18 protein-coding genes, 1 pseudogene and 1 riboswitch are annotated in these 17689 nt (G+C 40.2%); of the genes and pseudogenes, 10 read left to right on the forward strand and 9 right to left on the reverse strand.

The genetic code is table 11. From position 1 onward, the window contains the following. A partial coding sequence (locus tag EV693_RS05945; RefSeq protein ID WP_207906487.1) for a YadA C-terminal domain-containing protein occupies positions 1-171 on the forward strand: 171 nt, incomplete at its 5' end. A gap of 182 nt (positions 172-353) precedes the next feature. Here the strand turns inward: EV693_RS05945 and EV693_RS05950 are convergent. Then, on the reverse strand, positions 354-3011 hold the full coding sequence (locus EV693_RS05950; RefSeq protein ID WP_207906486.1) for a TRAP transporter permease: 2658 nt from the start codon (positions 3009-3011) through the stop codon (positions 354-356). A 123-nt stretch (positions 3012-3134) separates the two neighbouring features. Next, the gene (locus EV693_RS05955) at positions 3135-4100 is read right to left on the reverse strand and encodes a TAXI family TRAP transporter solute-binding subunit (protein WP_132501459.1); all 966 of its coding nucleotides are present in this window, start codon (positions 4098-4100) and stop codon (positions 3135-3137) included. Positions 4101-4285: 185 nt separating this feature from the next. Between EV693_RS05955 and EV693_RS05960 the strand changes: the two genes are divergently transcribed. The 5 genes from EV693_RS05960 to EV693_RS05980 all read left to right on the forward strand — a co-directional run bounded on the left by EV693_RS05960 (position 4286) and on the right by EV693_RS05980 (position 8468). After that, positions 4286-4897, forward strand: a complete 612-nt coding sequence (locus tag EV693_RS05960) for a YigZ family protein (protein ID WP_132501460.1) — start codon at positions 4286-4288, stop codon at positions 4895-4897. Between the two features lie 234 nt (positions 4898-5131). After that, the gene (gene ffh / locus EV693_RS05965; protein ID WP_132501461.1) at positions 5132-6517 is read left to right on the forward strand and encodes a signal recognition particle protein; all 1386 of its coding nucleotides are present in this window, start codon (positions 5132-5134) and stop codon (positions 6515-6517) included. Positions 6518-6616: 99 nt separating this feature from the next. Further along, positions 6617-6661: riboswitch (PreQ1 riboswitch) on the forward strand. 3 nt (positions 6662-6664) lie between these two features. Then, positions 6665-7405: a 7-cyano-7-deazaguanine synthase QueC gene (gene queC, locus EV693_RS05970; protein WP_132501462.1), complete on the forward strand. Its 741-nt coding sequence runs from the start codon at positions 6665-6667 to the stop codon at positions 7403-7405. Beyond that, positions 7398-7820 carry a 6-carboxytetrahydropterin synthase QueD gene (queD, locus tag EV693_RS05975; protein WP_132501463.1) on the forward strand — a complete coding sequence of 141 codons (423 nt, stop codon included), beginning with the start codon at positions 7398-7400 and terminating at the stop codon, positions 7818-7820. Before queC ends, queD begins: the two co-directional genes overlap by 8 nt. 21 nt (positions 7821-7841) lie before the next feature. Then, positions 7842-8468 (forward strand): 7-carboxy-7-deazaguanine synthase QueE, encoded by a 627-nt coding sequence (locus EV693_RS05980; protein WP_132501464.1) that lies wholly within the window; start codon positions 7842-7844, stop codon positions 8466-8468. 78 nt (positions 8469-8546) lie between these two features. Here the strand turns inward: EV693_RS05980 and sfsA are convergent, their stop codons facing one another. The 4 genes and pseudogenes from sfsA to EV693_RS06000 all read right to left on the reverse strand — a co-directional run bounded on the left by sfsA (position 8547) and on the right by EV693_RS06000 (position 10579). After that, positions 8547-9269, reverse strand: a complete 723-nt coding sequence (gene sfsA / locus EV693_RS05985; protein WP_132501465.1) for a DNA/RNA nuclease SfsA — start codon at positions 9267-9269, stop codon at positions 8547-8549. Continuing rightward, positions 9269-9547 (reverse strand): heavy-metal-associated domain-containing protein, encoded by a 279-nt coding sequence (locus EV693_RS05990; RefSeq protein WP_132501466.1) that lies wholly within the window; start codon positions 9545-9547, stop codon positions 9269-9271. The genes sfsA and EV693_RS05990 overlap by 1 nt, the downstream gene beginning before the upstream one ends. A gap of 8 nt (positions 9548-9555) precedes the next feature. After that, positions 9556-9825: a hypothetical protein gene (locus EV693_RS05995; protein WP_132501467.1), complete on the reverse strand. Its 270-nt coding sequence runs from the start codon at positions 9823-9825 to the stop codon at positions 9556-9558. Beyond that, positions 9797-10579, reverse strand: a pseudogene (locus tag EV693_RS06000) (hypothetical protein). Before EV693_RS06000 ends, EV693_RS05995 begins: the two are co-directional and overlap by 29 nt. A 200-nt stretch (positions 10580-10779) precedes the next feature. On the opposite strand from EV693_RS06000, the gene EV693_RS06005 reads away from it, so the two are divergent. Further along, on the forward strand, positions 10780-12765 hold the full coding sequence (locus EV693_RS06005) for a TonB-dependent receptor domain-containing protein (RefSeq protein WP_132501468.1): 1986 nt from the start codon (positions 10780-10782) through the stop codon (positions 12763-12765). Between the two features lie 132 nt (positions 12766-12897). On the opposite strand, the gene rsmD is transcribed toward EV693_RS06005, so the two are convergent. Beyond that, positions 12898-13497: a 16S rRNA (guanine(966)-N(2))-methyltransferase RsmD gene (gene rsmD / locus EV693_RS06010; protein ID WP_132501469.1), complete on the reverse strand. Its 600-nt coding sequence runs from the start codon at positions 13495-13497 to the stop codon at positions 12898-12900. Between the two features lie 100 nt (positions 13498-13597). On the opposite strand from rsmD, the gene ftsY reads away from it, so the two are divergent. Genes ftsY through ftsX form a run of 3 tightly spaced genes read left to right on the forward strand, consistent with a single transcriptional unit; the run spans position 13598 to position 16509 of the window. Then, the gene (gene ftsY / locus EV693_RS06015; protein WP_132501470.1) at positions 13598-14935 is read left to right on the forward strand and encodes a signal recognition particle-docking protein FtsY; all 1338 of its coding nucleotides are present in this window, start codon (positions 13598-13600) and stop codon (positions 14933-14935) included. After that, positions 14928-15593 carry a cell division ATP-binding protein FtsE gene (ftsE, locus tag EV693_RS06020; RefSeq protein WP_132501471.1) on the forward strand — a complete coding sequence of 222 codons (666 nt, stop codon included), beginning with the start codon at positions 14928-14930 and terminating at the stop codon, positions 15591-15593. The genes ftsY and ftsE overlap by 8 nt, the downstream gene beginning before the upstream one ends. Beyond that, positions 15580-16509, forward strand: coding sequence for a permease-like cell division protein FtsX (gene ftsX / locus EV693_RS06025; protein ID WP_243694585.1), 930 nt, complete (start codon positions 15580-15582; stop codon positions 16507-16509). Before ftsE ends, ftsX begins: the two co-directional genes overlap by 14 nt. A gap of 81 nt (positions 16510-16590) precedes the next feature. Here the strand turns inward: ftsX and EV693_RS06030 are convergent, their stop codons facing one another. Both EV693_RS06030 and rplQ read right to left on the reverse strand, forming a co-directional pair. After that, complete coding sequence (locus tag EV693_RS06030; protein ID WP_132501472.1) at positions 16591-17178, reverse strand: FMN-dependent NADH-azoreductase; 588 nt, start codon at positions 17176-17178, stop codon at positions 16591-16593. An 87-nt stretch (positions 17179-17265) separates the two neighbouring features. Then, positions 17266-17655 (reverse strand): 50S ribosomal protein L17, encoded by a 390-nt coding sequence (gene rplQ, locus EV693_RS06035; protein WP_132501473.1) that lies wholly within the window; start codon positions 17653-17655, stop codon positions 17266-17268. Between the last annotated feature and the right edge of the window lie 34 nt (positions 17656-17689).

The raw sequence follows: 17689 nt of genomic DNA on the forward strand, positions 1-17689 counted from the left end.
GCCGGCAAATCTATGCTCGCCGCCTCTGTCGGACATTATGCGGACGAAGGCGCTATCGCTGTTGGTTATTCCACCGTCTCACACAGTGGCAAGGTATTCTTAAAATTACAAGGCAATGCCAACACTAACGGCAAAATAGGTGCTGGTGCTGGCGTCGGATATCAGTGGTAGGAAACTTTTGATAAAAGTGCATTGAATTTAAACACACCATTTAAACACGAATGCCTTTAACTTATTACACGTTAAAGGCATTTTGCTGTGATTAACATTATGCTTTAGACTAGACTATAAGTCTTTAAATTTTAAAACATCGCCATTTCTATTCTTATGTATTATTTCATTACCAACTACTATTAACGGCGGCGGCGTTGGTTCCACGCCACACCGAATGCAAGTAATAATGCAGGTATAAACATTAGCTCTTTCGGTAATGAACTTTGCGGTACTGCAACTTCTAATACGGTCTGATCCCAATTTAATCCAGCTTTTGCAGCAGGTGAATCAATTTCAACATTATCTATCAAAATTTTTGGCGAAGGGCTGCCATTAAATTCGATCTGCTCGCCAGTATCCAGCAAGGTTAATCCTAAAGCCTGAATCCGTGCCTCACCATTTTCGCCAGCTGGCACAGGTAACTGTGCATAGAATTCAATCTGTTTACCATAAGGATTAAGCCCTGAAACTTTAAGTCGAACATTATCACCTACTTTCAGCGATTCAATTTCTTGTGTGATCCGAACAGGCTCAATATCACGCACACTTGGTGAGAGATGTTCCATAAAGAAAGCAGGACGGAATAACATGAAAGCGGCCAAAATCAAAGCGATCGTTTCCCACCACTTATTTTTAGCAAAAAAGAAATTCATTGTTGCTGCAGTAAAAATCAAAATCCCAATTGTCGCAGTTACAAACACCAAAATACCTTTCGCCCAGCCCACATCAATGAGCAATAAATCCGTGTTAAAAATAAATAAGAAAGGCAAAATAGCGGTGCGTAAACTATAAAAGAATGCAACTGTTCCCGTTTTGATTGGACTTCCCCCTGAAATCGCAGCGGCAGCAAATGACGCCAAACCAACAGGCGGCGTTACATCTGCCATAATCCCAAAATAGAACACAAATAAATGAACCGCAATCAGTGGCACAATCAATCCATTTTGTTTCCCAACCTCGACAATGACCAATGCCATCAATGAGGAAACTACGATATAGTTCGCCGTAGTCGGCAATCCCATACCTAAAATAAGACTGAATATTGCAACAAGGATCAGCATTAATAAAATGTTGCCCATTGAAAGCATTTCAATAATACCTGAAAGCTGTACCCCAAAGCCTGTAAGCGAAACGGCTCCAACAATAATCCCAGCAGTTGCGGTGGCAATCCCAATCCCTATCATATTGCGAGCCCCTGTTTCTAAACCATCAATGAGATCGTTAATCCCCTGTTTAAATAGGGCTGTTTTATGGCTATCTTTTTCATTGCGGAAGAAACTCAACAGAGGGCGTTGAGTCAATAGAATCATCGTTAATGCCATTGTTCCCCAAAAAGCGGACAACCCAGGCGACATACGCTCAATCATTAAACACCACATTAAAACCACAACAGGTAATAAGTAATGCAATCCCGCATTCACTGTCGGTTTTTGTGCGGGTAATTTAACAATTTTTGCATTCGGATCATCTGGCTCTAAATCAGGAAAACGAGCCACACGACGAATTAAAGCTAGATAAATAACAGCAAGTAATACACTCACGATAGCAAATGCAAAATCAGGTGTCGCAGTTTTGATCCAACCTAAACTAAATTCCATTGCGAAATAGATAATACTGATCACAAGGAAGCTCGCTAATGCACGCATTAGGCTGACTAAGAATGGTTTTGGCGGATCGGTTCGCTCCAAACCTTTTAATCCCATTTTTTGAGCTTCAAGATGTACGATATACACCAAAGCGATATAGGAAATCAGAGCAGGTAAAAAGGCGTGAGTAATCAATTGGCTATAGGGCATATTGACATATTCGATCATCAAAAATGCCGCAGCCCCCATTACAGGCGGCATAATTTGCCCATTAACCGAGGACGCTACCTCAACGGCCCCTGCTTTTTCCGCACTCAATCCAACCCGTTTCATCATTGGAATGGTAAACGTACCTGTGGTTACCACATTCGCAATTGAAGAGCCTGAAACCAGTCCAGTTAGTGCCGAAGAAACCACAGCCGCTTTGCCCGGCCCGCCACTAAAATGCCCTAAGTAGGCAAAGGCGGTTTTAATGAAATAGTTCCCTGCACCCGCTTTATCCAACAACGCCCCAAATAGCACAAATAAGAACACATATTTGGTTGAAACCCCTAATGCTACGCCAAATACGCCCTCTGTCGTAATCCATTGTTGATTAATAATTTGCGATAATGAACCCGAACGATGGCTAATAATCCAATCTGTCGGTAAAAATTGTCCAACGTAGTTATATAGCAAGAACACAGTGGCGATAATCACTAAAGGTAGCCCAAGACTGCGGCGACAGGCTTCTAATAATAAAAGCAGCCCCAAACAACCTGCGATAATATCCTGTGTATTAGGTGCACCAAAGCGAGTTACTAATCCCTCATAGAAGAAAATATAGTACGCCCCCAAAAATGCCCCCAGTGTGGCGAATAGCCAATCTTGATAAGGCACTCGATGTTTGGGCGAACTGGCGAATGCTGGAAAAGATAAATAAGCAAGAAAAAGTGCAAAAGCGAGGTGAATTGAACGAGCTTTGGTATCATCAATCACAACATTTACGTCCATTCCCATATTACGCACAATTTCTTGTAGCCAAAAAGGCAATGGCGAGGTGTAATAGAGTTGAAAAATTGACCATAAAATGGCGGTAACCACAATGACCTTTTTAGTTAAGCCATAGGGATTCCGTCCGCCAGAATCATTTGATGCAACCATATCTTGCAGGTCATCATAGCTTGCGGTTTTTTCTGTTGTTTTTATATTTCCTGTTATTTCTATAGACATAGCTATTCCTAAAAATCAGAAAACAAGCGGTCGATTTTATCCCAAATTTTGTAAAAATTTGTAACAAACTGACCGCTTGTTCAAGTTAATCCGAAAGGCAAATTGCCCTGAATTTAAAGAAAACTATTGGATCCAACCACGCTCTTTATAATAGCGAGCTGCTCCGTTATGCAGTGGGGCAGAAAGGGCATTTTTCACCATTTCCTCTTCTTTTAAATTTGCAAAGGCAGGGTGTAAACGTTTAAAGCGAGCAAAATTATCAAATACCGCTTTCACCACCGCATAGACTTTGTCATCATCTACATCAGCAGAAGTAACAAGCGTGGCATAAACCCCAAAACTCTCCACAGGATTATCTGAACCTTTGTATAAACCTGCTGGAATAACTGCCTTAGCATAATAGCTGTGATCAGCAACTAGTTTATCAATTGCCTCACCAGTTACAGGGACAAGATGAGCATCACAAGATGCCGCCGCTTCTTTTAACGCCCCATTTGGGTGTCCAACGTTATAAGTAATCGCATCTAAATTGTTATCACACATCACAGAGGCCATTTCAGACGGTTTTAATTCTGAAGCCACTTTGAATTCTTTATCGCTCCAGCCTTTTGCTCCTAAAATAACATTCATTGTCGCACGAGTACCAGACCCTGGATCACCTACGTTTACACGCTTACCTTTTAAATCATCAAACGATTGAATATTGGCATCAGTACGAGCCATTACCGTAAATGGTTCTGGGTGAATAGAGAAGATGGCACGCAATTTCTCATTCTTTTTACCTTCAAAAGAACTCGATCCATTATAGGCATGGTATTGCCAGTCAGATTGAGAAATCCCCATATCAATTTGCTTATCTGCAATGGCATTCAAGTTTGCCACAGAGCCGCCCGTTGAAGGAGCATTACATTTCACTTTTGTTTTTGCAGTATCACGATTAACCAATTGACAAATCGACTGTCCAACAACATAGTAAACCCCTGTTTGCCCACCTGTACCAATCGTAATAAATTTCTCAGATGCGTGAGCAGAAGAAAAGGCAGCACTAGCGGCAGTTGCAATAAGAGAGAGTTTCAATAATTTTTTCATTTAATAGCTCCTCCAAAAAGAATTGAATAATAATGAAATTGACGGATTACTCCGAATGTGAAAAACAAACCGCCATAGATATACTTGACTTTTTACGGTTATGCAAATAATTTTTAGGAAGAATGCGAGATAAATCACAATTTTTTAACAATTTAATAAATAAAAGACGAATAGAGTAAAAGAAAATGGAATTTTTTATCCCAGAACGGCAAGTTATTTTTGAAGAAGAAATCAAGAAAAGTCGATTTATCACCTACTTAAATCACACACAAGGCATTGAGCAGGCGAGAGCATTTTGGGCTGAAATGAAATCATTACACCCACAAGCTCGCCATCATTGCTGGGCAGCAGTCGCAGGTATGCCAACAGATTCATTGCAATACGGTTTTTCTGACGATGGTGAACCGTCTGGCACTGCAGGAAAACCAATGCTGAACTGCCTATTAGGAAGCGGAGTGGGGGAAATTAGTGCGGTCGTTGTACGTTATTATGGCGGCATATTATTAGGCACTGGAGGGCTAGTAAGAGCCTACAGCCACGGCGTTCAACAAGCACTTGCTCAATTGGCACGGCGTTGTAAAATTTTACGACAACCCTACCGCTTGCAGTGTAGCTATGAGCAATTTAGAACCATTCAGCACCTCTGCCAAGAATATGACATTGAGATTATTGAGCAACAATTCTGTGAAAAGGTTGTGTTACGATTAGGCATTAATCCGTCCCATTTCGCTGATATCTCACAACAGATTACACAGCGTTTTTCAGGGCAGCTAAATTTAATCGCAGAAGAAATGTGAGCGAGTAGCAGAGAAAATAACCCATCTAACAAGACAACTCAGTCAAGGGCGAAGGCTTTATCTGTTAAAATCTCACCGCTTATTGAGATTTCCGTTATAATAAGCAAATTAAAAGCAAACGGCATTAGGTATCTTAAATTAAGCGGTTTACATCGTGCTAAATTTTGCAAACTAAAACCGCCAAGCCTAGCCCTAGAATGCTAGATTTCCAAAGAATGAAGATGAGACAATATTATGTTTGAAAACCTTTCCGATAGATTATCCAAGACCCTCAAAAATATTACAGGCAAAGGACGTTTAACCGAAGAAAATATCAAAGAGACCTTGCGAGAAGTTCGAATGGCATTGCTGGAGGCTGATGTTGCTCTACCCGTCGTGCGTGAATTTATCAACAAGGTAAAAGAGCGTGCGATTGGCGTTGAAGTAAACAAAAGTTTAACCCCAGGGCAAGAATTTCTCAAAATCGTACAAAGCGAGTTAGAAAATGCGATGGGCGAGGTGAATGAAGCACTAAACCTCGCCACACAACCGCCAGCCGTCATCTTAATGGCAGGTTTACAAGGGGCAGGTAAAACCACCTCTGTGGGAAAATTAGCGAAATTCCTCAAAGAACGTCATAAAAAGAAAGTGTTGGTGGTATCCGCTGACGTGTATCGCCCTGCGGCAATCAAGCAGCTTCAAACCTTAGCTGAAGCATTAAACGTTGAATTTTTCCCAAGTGAAACCGATCAAAAGCCTGTTGAGATTGCAGAGCTTGCACTCAAACACGCTAAATTAAACTTCTTTGATGTCTTAATTGTCGATACCGCAGGTCGCTTGCACGTTGATAGCGAAATGATGGACGAAATTCAGCAAGTGCATCGTGTGTTAAATCCGATTGAAACGCTCTTTACCGTTGATGCGATGACAGGACAAGATGCAGCCAACACCGCCAAAGCCTTTAATGAGGCTCTGCCACTGACTGGGATCATTTTAACGAAAGTGGACGGCGATGCACGTGGCGGTGCTGCGTTGTCTATCCGCCATATCACAGGAAAGCCGATTAAATTCCTCGGCGTGGGCGAAAAAACCGATGCTCTTGAACCATTCCACCCTGATCGTGTGGCTTCTCGTATTCTAGGAATGGGCGATGTGTTATCATTGATTGAAGATCTTCAGCATTCCGTTGATCAGGAAAAAGCCGAAAAAATGGCGGCAAAATTCAAAAAAGGCGATGAATTCACCCTTGATGATTTCCGTGAACAGTTGGTAGAAATGAAAAAAATGGGCGGAATGATGTCGATGCTTGATAAACTCCCAGGGGCGAAAAATCTACCTGATCACATCAAAAGCCAAGTCGATGATAAGATGTTCATTAAAATGGAAGCCATCATTAATTCAATGACGCTTAAAGAGAGAGCAAAACCTGAAATCATAAAAGGGTCACGTCGTCGCCGCATTGCATTAGGATCAGGCACGCAGGTGCAAGATGTGAACAAACTGCTGAAACAATTCGATGAAATGCAACGTATGATGAAAAAAATGCGTAAAGGCGGTATGGCAAAAATGATGCGAGGAATGAAAGGACTAATGGGCGGTGGCGGATTAGGTAGCTTAGGTGGAATGTTTGGTCGCCGTTAATCAATAATTTTATTTAGCGGTCAATTTTTCAATTATTTTTGCAAAAATTTCTGTAAAATTGACCGCTCTTTTATTTGCTTCTCAACTTGATTTATTTTTTCAACCGTGGTTCGCAACCCTCCCACGCAAAAAAACTAAGGATACAAAATGCACTCTTCTTTTCTCAGCACTCCCTTATCTCAAGGGAGTTTATTACTAGACGGCACTTCAACCAACGATTCTGTTCAAAAACACGCCTTGCCAAAAGCAGCAGTCATTTTTTCAGGCGGTCAAGATTCAACCACTTGCCTGTTTCTTGCGATTAAAGAATTTGGCTTAAAAAATGTTGAAGTCATCACTTTTCAATATGGACAACGCCACGCCATTGAGCTGCAAAAAGCACAGTGGATTGCTCAAGATTTAGGGGTAAAACAGACTGTTATTGATACCTCTGTGATTAAAGCCATTACGACCAACGCTTTAATGGACGAAAACGCAACGATTGAGCAACAAGGCAGTATGCCTAATACTTTTGTTGATGGGCGTAATGCACTGTTTTTGCTGTATGCTGCCATTTACGCCAAAGGGCAAGGCATTCATACGATTTTTACGGGTGTCTGTGAAACCGATTTTAGTGGCTACCCCGACTGCCGAGACGTTTTTATCAAATCAATGAATGTTACGCTCAATCTTGCAATGGATTACCCTTTTGATATTCGAACTCCTTTAATGTTTCTGACTAAAAAACAGACTTGGGCACTAGCAGATAAATTGGGGGCATTTGATTATGTCCGCAACCATACACACACCTGCTATTTGGGTGTAGACGGTGGCTGCCACGACTGCCCAAGCTGCCGATTAAGAGAAAAGGGTTTAGCAGAATATTTAGAGGAAAAAACCAATGTTTAAAATTGCTAAAGAGTTCAGTTTTGATATGGCGCATATGCTTGATGGGCACGATGGCAAATGCCAAAATTTACACGGACATACCTATAAATTACAAGTTGAGATCAGTGGCGATTTGCATCTTGCAGGTGCAAAGCGGGGAATGGTAATGGATTATGCCGATCTGAAAGCAATCGTAAAAACGCATATTCTTGATCCAATGGATCACGCTTATCTCTACGATCTTCACAGCGAAAAAGAGTGCAGAATTGCACAACTTCTGATCGAATTAAATTCTAAAGTCTATGGCATTCCCCACCGTACCACCGCAGAAGAAATGGCAAAATATATGTTCAACAAACTTGAACAAGTTGGACTGGCTGTCAGTCTCATTCGTTTGTGGGAAACGCCCACTTCTTATTGTGAATATAGCCGATAATCTATTTGATACGCCCTAGTTATGAATGAAAACATCTTACAAACACCTTATCGCATCGTGGAAATTTTTGAAACCTTACAAGGGGAAGGATTTAACACAGGTATGCCAAGTATTTTTATCCGCTTTGGCAAATGTAACCTTGCTTGCGATTGGTGTGATACTAATTACCACCAGTATGAAAATAAAACCTTAGGCGATATTCTTGCCACAATACGCCAATTTTCAGCTAAAAATATTATCATCACGGGTGGCGAACCCACCATTCAGCCACACCTAGAACGCCTACTGGACAGATTAAAAAATGAAGGGTATTTTCTTGCGATTGAAACCAACGGCTTAAAGCCCGTACCACTGCAAATTGATTATATTGCGACCAGCCCTAAACGACTGTATCAAAAAAATTACCTCAAACATCACATTCCCTTTGCCCACGAAGTCCGAATTGTAGTCGATAGCGATGTGCAGGACTTCTGTGAACAGATAGAGCAATCAATTAAAGCCGACCGCTACTACCTCTCCCCTTGCGAAAAAGAGGGCGAAATGAATTTGTTAGAAACCATCACACAACTGGGCAAACTCAATGCTCGCTTAAACAAACCTCGTTGGCAGCTCAGCATTCAAACCCATAAAATAGCAGGCATTGAATAGCAAAATTGAGCGGTTCTTATGTGCAAAATTTTTGCAAAAAATGACCGCTTAATACAAATAATGATATGTTTATTGGCGTTATGCCAGTTTTGATGTAAGTCGCATTCCAGTCGGACGATTATCCGCAAATTCCATTGTAATTTTATAACAAAGCGTTTGTACACCTTGCTTTTTGGCTTGCTTAAATAACCGTGCATAAATCGGATCAATCTGTTCAGCAACAGCAAATTGATCAATGCCTGTATGTAATGCAGCAAAAAAGAGAACGGACTGATAGCCTTGCTGAACAAGATATGTCAATTCTCGCAAATGCTTTTGCCCTCGCTCAGTTTTCGCATCTGGAAACATACCTAATCCGTTTTCTATCAGCAATGTAGTCGATTTCACTTCCAAATAGCAACTTGCAGCATTGCCTTCCAGTGCATCATTTTTAAGTAAAAAATCAATGCGACTATTTTCCTCGCCATATTTTTGTTCTGGAAACACCTTATCAAATACGGCTAATTCAGGAATACTTTTCTTTGCTAATGCTTCTGCGACAAGTTGATTGGCTCGTTGAGTATTAATGCAAATAAAATCCCCTGTTTGAGTTTCCGTCAATTCCCAAGTATAAGCATATTTCCGTTTTGGATTGTCGCTGGTAGAAAACCAAACTCGGTCGCCCACATTCGCACAACCTGTCATCGCTCCAGTATTAGGACAATGCAGCGTTATCTGTTCGCCATTTGGCAGCTGAACGTCCGCTAAAAAACGCTTATAACGGCATAATAATATACCGTGGCAAAGAGCTGGAAATTGCATTAAAAAGTCATCACCTCAGCACTATAATTGAGTTTTTCAATCGCATTAATGAGCTGCTGATTTATGACCGTATTATTCGTAATAACTTTAACAGTGTGCTGTTTCATATCGGCTTTTGTACAGCTCACACCATCAATATTACGCAGTTGTTTATTAACTAAATAAACACAAAGCGGACAGTTCATCTCTTTAACAAACAAATGCATTTCTCTCTCACTAGCGAAACTTGTGGAAATAAAACGCAATGTAAAAAATAAAATAGTTAGATATTTTTTCATTCTAAAAACTAAGGCAAAACTATTGGATAACTTAAGAAAAACAAAATAACGACAAAGGTTATCATATATAAAATTTTCAGCGTCTGGCGAGAAATATATTGATAACAGTGGTATTTGTAAATATTCATACTCAAACTAACCAACCAAGGCGAAGAAAAACCAAACAGCAAATAAATCAGTGGTGCAATACAGCAAGCTGTTGAACCTAAGGCTTCAGCAACTAATGTAAACATTGCAACGAAAAAGGATTTATTGGATTGCTTTTGCACGGAATTCATAGCCAAACTCTTTTGCATTAAACGAATTAAGAGGATCACCTCCAATTTCAGCATAAGGATAACCAAAATTATTAAACGGAGTTAATTCTAGCTGCGGATAGAGATCAAAATCCCTCCCATAATTAAACCCAACCCAATTTCCCCCCCCCCAATGACCAAACAAATAGTCAGAAACCATCTGTGTATCAGGATCATTTATTGCTTTTCCCTCTTCTAAACGCATTTTCGCCACATCCGCCGAATCAACAGGTAGCCCGCCAAATCCAGCAAGATAAAATTCCGCACGACAATGCTGCCCCTCGTTAATATAGGCAATACCTAGCAAAGCCAAACGCAGGGGCTGAATAGATCGCTAATTTTTTGATTCCCCCTCTTTCGTTTCCACTGCCATCTTCACATTCAACAAACGTTTCTCCGCATTTTTGTCCCATTTTGCATATAACGTTTTAGCGCTATAAAGATTATTTTCCGTAATAAACGCCACCTGATAATTTCCTTCAAACTCAAGCGATTTAACGCTTTGGTAATCATTATTAAACAGCAATGGAATCCAAAGTTGAGTCTCCCCGCTTGAACCTTTTGGCACAACCAAATCATAAGATTGAGTTAATTCATAAAGATGGGAAGTCGTATTATGAATAGACACTATGTGGGGAACTTGAGAGTGAGGAATTTGAGAAAAAGTAGCTTCAGACGAACTTGAATAAGCCAATGTCAAAGGAATTGCAACAGATGCAATCATCAATTTTTTCATTTTAACCTTCTTACTTATCAATAAACAAGCTTGTCACATGTTAGCAATATAGGCAGCCATTTTAGTGACACCTTTATCATTATTGCTGAAAAATAAACCACTTAAAATAAATCACACACGACAAACTTGACTGAAAACAATTAGCATTTAGAATGCCCAAGTTTTATAAAATGACTTTTATTATTTATAACGGAGCGTGTATGTCTCATAAAAATTCAATATTCCGCCTTAGTTTAATTGCTACAATTGTGGTAAGTAACGTGGTCATAGCAAATCAATCCGTGAGCCAGCAACTAGATGCTGTAGAAGTTAAAGGTTCGCCCACGGTAAACCATACTCGCAATATCAGTAACTTGCGAGAATTACTTGCTACTCGTACTGATGTGAACGTAGGCGGTGGTAGTGTTTCTGCTCAGTATTTATCTATTCGTAGTTCAGGGCAAGATCGCATTAAAATGGTTGTAGACAACACTGCGACAAATACACAATCTTGGTATCATCAGGGACGCTTCCAGCTTGATCCTGTAATGGTGAAATCTATCAAGATCGATAAAGGCACGGGTTCTGCAAGTGCTGGTATTGGTCTCACTGATGGTGCAATTCGTGCAGAAACAGTTTCAGCAAAAGATTTACTTAATAATGGACGCTCATTCGGAACAAGAATTGGTACGGAATATAACAGTAATCAAGGTATTAATGGCAGTCTTGCACTATACGGCAGGGCTGGTAATGCCGATCTATTATTACTCGGCAGTTGGAATAAAGATAATAACTACAAAGCTGGTCAAGGTTATGTAGATGGCGTAAATAAAAATCGTCAGGTGAATAACACTGCTCGCCGACAAGGTAACTATTTAGCAAAATTCGGCTATGACATTAATGCTGATCATCGTATCAGTACGAGCTTCCGTCAAGAATCTTTCTATGGTTTCGGTCAGGATCGCTTTGAGATGACATTTAACAGCCGAGCTGGACACGCTAATACAACAAAACGGACCTATAATCTTGAATATACTGGTAAAAATATAGGCTTTGCCCGTGATCTTAATGCGAATGTTTTCCACATTCATGCGATTGACGATCGCCCAGATTATCAATCTGATAACCTGACAGGTTATCAACGTCTTTCTAGCACAAAAACATCAGGAGCAAACTTAAATCTCACTAGTGAGATTGTCGGCGATCACCTTATTAAATATGGTGTAAATTTACATAAAGAATCGACCGCTAGTCAGAACTCATTTGGCAGTATTAAGGGTGAAAACAAATCAGAGTATGGTTTATACGCTGAAGGCATTTGGTCTTTAGGCAAAATGGCAACCTTAACTACTGGCTTACGTTATGACCACTACGACCTTGAAACGGCTGGCAAAGTCAATACAAATCGTGTACCACTTGTAGGTAACAGGAGAGTTTCTAATGGCAGTATTAACCCAAGTGCTGGCTTGATTATTGATGTCACACAAAATCTTTCTCTCCACGCAAAATTGAACTACGCAGGCCGCAGCCCAATTCTTGCTTCTTCTTACACTGTTACCGATAACCGTGGTTCCATTGATAAGGCTCGAGGTTTACGCTTTGTAGATAACAACCTCAAAACCGAAAAAGTACGTTTAGCTGAAATCGGTTTTGAATGGAAACAAGCCGCCTTGACTGCGAAAGGTAGCCTATTCCAGCAAACAGTTAAAAATTTCTATGAGGTGAAAAACAGCACGATAACTAACGCTGGCGTACTAAAAACCACAGGTTATGATGCCGATATTGCTTATCAATGGAATGGTATTACAGCAAGTGCTGGCGTCGCTTATGCACAGCCAAAAACGAGTTTCTTACTCTCTAATGATGCATTAAATGTGATTCCACAAGGTCGCCAATGGCGTACTGGCTTAGCCTACCGCTTCGAGCAACCAAGTCTAGAAATCGGCTGGTTAGGACGCTATGCACAATCTATCGAATATAAGACCGCTAAAAGAGGCGGATCTGTTGAAACTCAAAAACGAGTCGGTTATGGCGTACACGATTTATTCGTCAATTGGCAGCCACTAAATAAAGATAATTTTAATATTAACTTTACGGTAAAAAATGTGGCAAACAAATACTACCGTAGCCACAGTCAACGCAATGCCCCTGTTGCACCACCAAGCCCAGGACGTGAATTTAAGTTGGGTATGAACTACAGTTTCTAACCACACATGGCGATAAGAACATACAGCCACTTAAACAACGGTTAAAAACTATTTTTAGAAAGCCAATAAAGTCCCTTAAGTCTTGTTTAACTCACATTTAAGGGATTTTATTGCTTGAGGAAGAAAATGACGTTATTGCTGCACACGAATCAACCTGCTGATAACTTGACCTGCTGTTTTCTCTTTAAGCATTATCCAAGCGTTAGGCAGTTCAAGAGCTGAATGCTCTCGCTCTGTCTCAAGATAAATCAACGCATTGGGTGCAAGCCAATGATTCTGAGCAAGCAGACGTAGTACATCAGGTACAAGCCCTTTGTGAAAAGGCGGATCAACAAAAATCACATCAAATGGGGCTTCAATATTTTTTTGGGCTAAAAATTGTAGCGTATCCGTTTGTATTACTTTGCCTTGATTTGTCTTCAATACGGCTAGATTTTTTTTTAACTGCTGTGCAGCGGCTGCAAATTTTTCCAAAAAAACGACCGCTTGAGCCTGACGTGATAGGGCTTCTAGCCCGAGTGAGCCACTGCCTGCAAAACAATCTAAGCAACGTGCTTGTGCAATATCCATCATCAACCAGTTAAACAGCGTTTCTTTTACCCTATCCGTTGTTGGACGTAATCCCTGTGCATTCAATACAGGCACTTTCCTTCCACGCCAACGTCCTGCGATAATTCTGACTTCGCCTATTGAATTTGAGGAAGTTAAGACGGCGGTTTGCTTTTTTTTCATAATGGATTACTAAAATATGTGTTAAAAAATGATAAACTAATGCAAGTTTATGTCATTTTAGCTCAAAATGGCGTGTTAATTTTAATAAGAGAATAAAAAAATGGCTGAAGAAAAGAAAAAAGGGTTTTGGTCTTGGCTGGGGTTCGGCAAAAATACGGAGACCATAGCAAAAGAAACGGAAACAAACGCTCAAACCTCAGCGGAAGAACCGCTACATTCTACGGATAAAAATGAAATTTTATCTCAAGAAAATATGCCTCAAAGTGAGCAGAATGAAAAACAAGCGGTTGATTTTTCACAAAATAGTGTAAAGCAAGATCACGAAATCCAACATATAACCTCACTGCCCTATCAGACTGAAAATACTGAAGTGGATAGCAATACACAATCCAATCTTGAGATTGAAAGTACAAAAATAAACGACACACAAACACCCACAGAGACGCTGCACACCGCAGATACAGATACCAGTACTCATTCAAGAACGTATCAAGAAAAACCCAATGAGGGTGGATTTTTTAGTCGTCTAATCAAAGGGCTAGTCAAAACCAAACAAAATATTGGCTCAGGATTTTTAGGCTTATTCCGAGGTAAAAAAATCGATGATGAACTATTTGAAGAGCTAGAGGAACAATTGTTGGTAGCAGACTTGGGTATGCCGACGACACAGAAAATCATCAATAACCTCACTCAACACGCTAATCGCCAGCAATTAAAAGATGCAGAATTGCTCTATCAGCGACTCAAAATTGAATTAGGTAATGTTTTAAAACCAGTGGAACAACCGCTAACAATTGAAGCAAAGAAACCGTATGTCATTCTGATGGTTGGAGTAAATGGGGTTGGGAAAACGACCACAATTGGTAAGTTAGCTCGTCAATTCCAATCTGAGGGAAAATCAGTGATGTTAGCCGCTGGCGATACTTTCCGAGCTGCCGCCGTAGAACAACTTCAGGTTTGGGGCGAACGCAACCATATCCCTGTTGTTGCACAAAGTGTGGGGGCAGATTCTGCTTCTGTGATATTTGATGCAATGCAATCTGCGGCAGCTAAAGGGGTTGATGTGTTGATTGCCGATACCGCAGGACGTTTGCAAAACAAAAATAACTTAATGGACGAGCTGAAAAAAATTGTGCGAGTTATGAAAAAATATGATGACACTGCACCGCACGAAATTATGCTCACCCTTGATGCAGGCACGGGGCAAAACGCAATCAGTCAAACCAAACTCTTTAATGAGGCGGTTGGCTTAACAGGTATTACACTCACCAAACTTGATGGTACTGCAAAGGGCGGTGTGATTTTTGCCATTGCGGATCAATTTAATCTGCCAATCCGCTACATTGGTGTTGGTGAGAAAATTGATGACCTACGTCCATTCAATGCGAGCCAATTTATTGATGCCCTATTTGAAAACGAAGGGGAGAAAAATGATTAAGTTCGATAACGTCAGTAAAGTCTACAAAGGGGGTGGTAAACCTGCATTGCAGAGTATCACGTTTCAGTTAGCAAAGGGCGGGATGGCTTATATTACGGGGCATTCTGGTGCTGGCAAAACAACTTTACTTAAACTCATTATGGGCATTGAGCGAGCCAATGGCGGACAAATTTCATTTAATGGACACGATATCACTCGCCTTCCAGAACGAGAGCTACCATTTCTTCGGCGACACATTGGTATGGTGCATCAGAATTATCGTCTGCTAACTGATCGCTCTATTTTAGATAATGTTGCGTTACCATTGATTATTATGGGGCTAAATCAAACGACTGTCGAACGAGAAGCTCGCTTGGCTCTCACTCGAGTAGGGTTAGAAAATAAAGCGAATTTTCTGCCTTCTCATCTGTCAGGAGGGGAGCAGCAGCGAGTGGATATTGCACGAGCAATCGTGCATCGTCCTCTATTATTACTTGCTGATGAACCTACAGGGAATTTAGATGATAAACTTTCATTTGAAATCTTCCGCCTATTTGAGGAATTTAATCAGGCTGGCACAACAGTGCTGATTGCAACACACGACACCAATATTATCACGCAACAGCCTAAGCCGTGCTTAGTGCTGGAAGAAGGTCATCTAAAAAGTGGAGAAATTTAACGTGTTTCGACAACGACATACACAAACACGCTACATATTGCGTTCTATCCGCCAAGACTTAATTAAACGCAAATTTGGCACATTTCTGACTATCCTTGTGATTGCAGTTTCTCTTACTATTCCGACTGTCAGTTATTTGCTATGGAAAAATACTTATCAAGCCAGTTCGCAATTCTATCCAGAACCTGAAATCACAGTATATTTACATAAAAACCTCTCTGAGAATGATGTCAATACTGTAGTCGAGCAACTACGCAAATTTGAGGCTGACAAAATTGAGACGTTTGACTACATTTCACGACAGCAAAGTCTTGAAGAGTTTCGCTCTTGGTCTGGATTCTCCAATGCCTTGGATATTTTAGAGGATAACCCCCTTCCAGCTATCGTTACTCTCAAACCTAAAAAGGATTTTGCGTCCTCAGACAAAATGACAATACTTCGTAATGAGCTACAAAAAATTAAAGGCGTTCAGGAGGTAAAGCTAGACAGTAATTGGTTAGATAAACTCAATTTACTGACACAGTTGATTGCACGAATTGCGATCACTGGCACATTACTGATGGTCGTTGCTGTATTTCTTGTGATTGGTAATAGTGTGCGATCTGACGTATCCAACAGCCGCCCATCAATTGAAGTTATGCAACTTCTTGGTGCAACAAATCATTTTATTTCTCGCCCATTCTTATACATAGGAATGTTTTATGGCTTATTGGGTAGTCTACTTGCAATATTACTCAGCTATGCGATGATTCACTATTTTACTGGCATTGTCAGGTATGTTGCAGATATGCTTACTGTAAAATTTAAGGTACAAGCTTTTCATCTTAGTGAAATTCTATTTATTATCACATTCACCGTTTCACTTGGGTGGCTCTCAGCAAAATTAGCAACCAATCGCCATATTCAGAAATTATAAGACATATAATAAAAAAACAGGCAGTCGAGTATGCTGCCTATTTGTATGAAAAATAGATCAATATAAGCCTATCGGCTATAACTATAATTCTGCAATAATACGATCTAGTTGTAATTTTGCAGAATTTATTGATTTTTCGACCGCATCTGTCCCCATTCCTAGTGCTTCCGCATATACAAACTCAACATCTACAATCCCAATAAACCCTAAAAAGGTGCTGACATAGCACTTAACTAAATCCGTAGCACGGTCTTTATGTAACCCGCCTGTAGTTAGAATAACAACGGCTTTCTTTCCTTTCACTAATCCTTCTGGCCCCTGAGATGTATAACGAAAAGTAATACCTGCACGAGCAAGATAATCAAAATAGCTTTTTAATTGTGCTGGTACACCAAAATTATACATTGGTGCATTAACAACTAATAAGTCTGTTGTCTTTAACTCATCAATCAGCTTATTAGATAGGTCAAGTAATTCTCTTTGTTCATCTGTTTGTGGCTCAGCACGAGTAGCTGCTATGGCATTACTTTCAAAATAGGGTAAGGGCTCTTTCGTTAAATCCCGAATTGTAACATTTGCCGTCAGTTGCTTGGTAAAATAATCACTTAAAGCATTAGATTGAGAGTTTTCACCAAGAATACTTGATTTTAGAACAAGTATATTTCTCATAAATTCCTCCTTAATTATTGATGATAAAAAGTAACAAGCTATATAAAAAAATAAAGCCCGGATAAATCGGGCTTTAACCTTAGTAAATTATTCTGTAACAGCTTCTTGAACTATTACTTCAGGGCGATCAACTAATTCAATGTAAGCCATTGGAGCGTTATCTCCTGTACGGAAACCACATTTCAGGATACGAGTATAACCACCCGTACGTTGGGCAAAACGTGGCCCTAATTCTTTAAATAATTTTGCAACAGTTTCAACGTTGCGAGTACGAGCAAAAGCTAAACGGCGATTAGCAACGCTATCTACTTTTGCTAAAGTAATTAATGGTTCAACTACACGGCGTAACTCTTTCGCTTTAGGTAAAGTCGTTTTAATGATCTCATACTCAATTAAAGAACTTGCCATATTACGAAACATCGCTTGACGATGACTACTGTTACGGTTTAATTGACGTCCACTCTTACGATGGCGCATAACCTATTCCTTCTTTAGAAAATCTAATACCTAA

Origin of the sequence: Nicoletella semolina, assembly GCF_004345745.1 — a bacterium.
Lineage (GTDB): Bacteria > Pseudomonadota > Gammaproteobacteria > Enterobacterales > Pasteurellaceae > Nicoletella > Nicoletella semolina.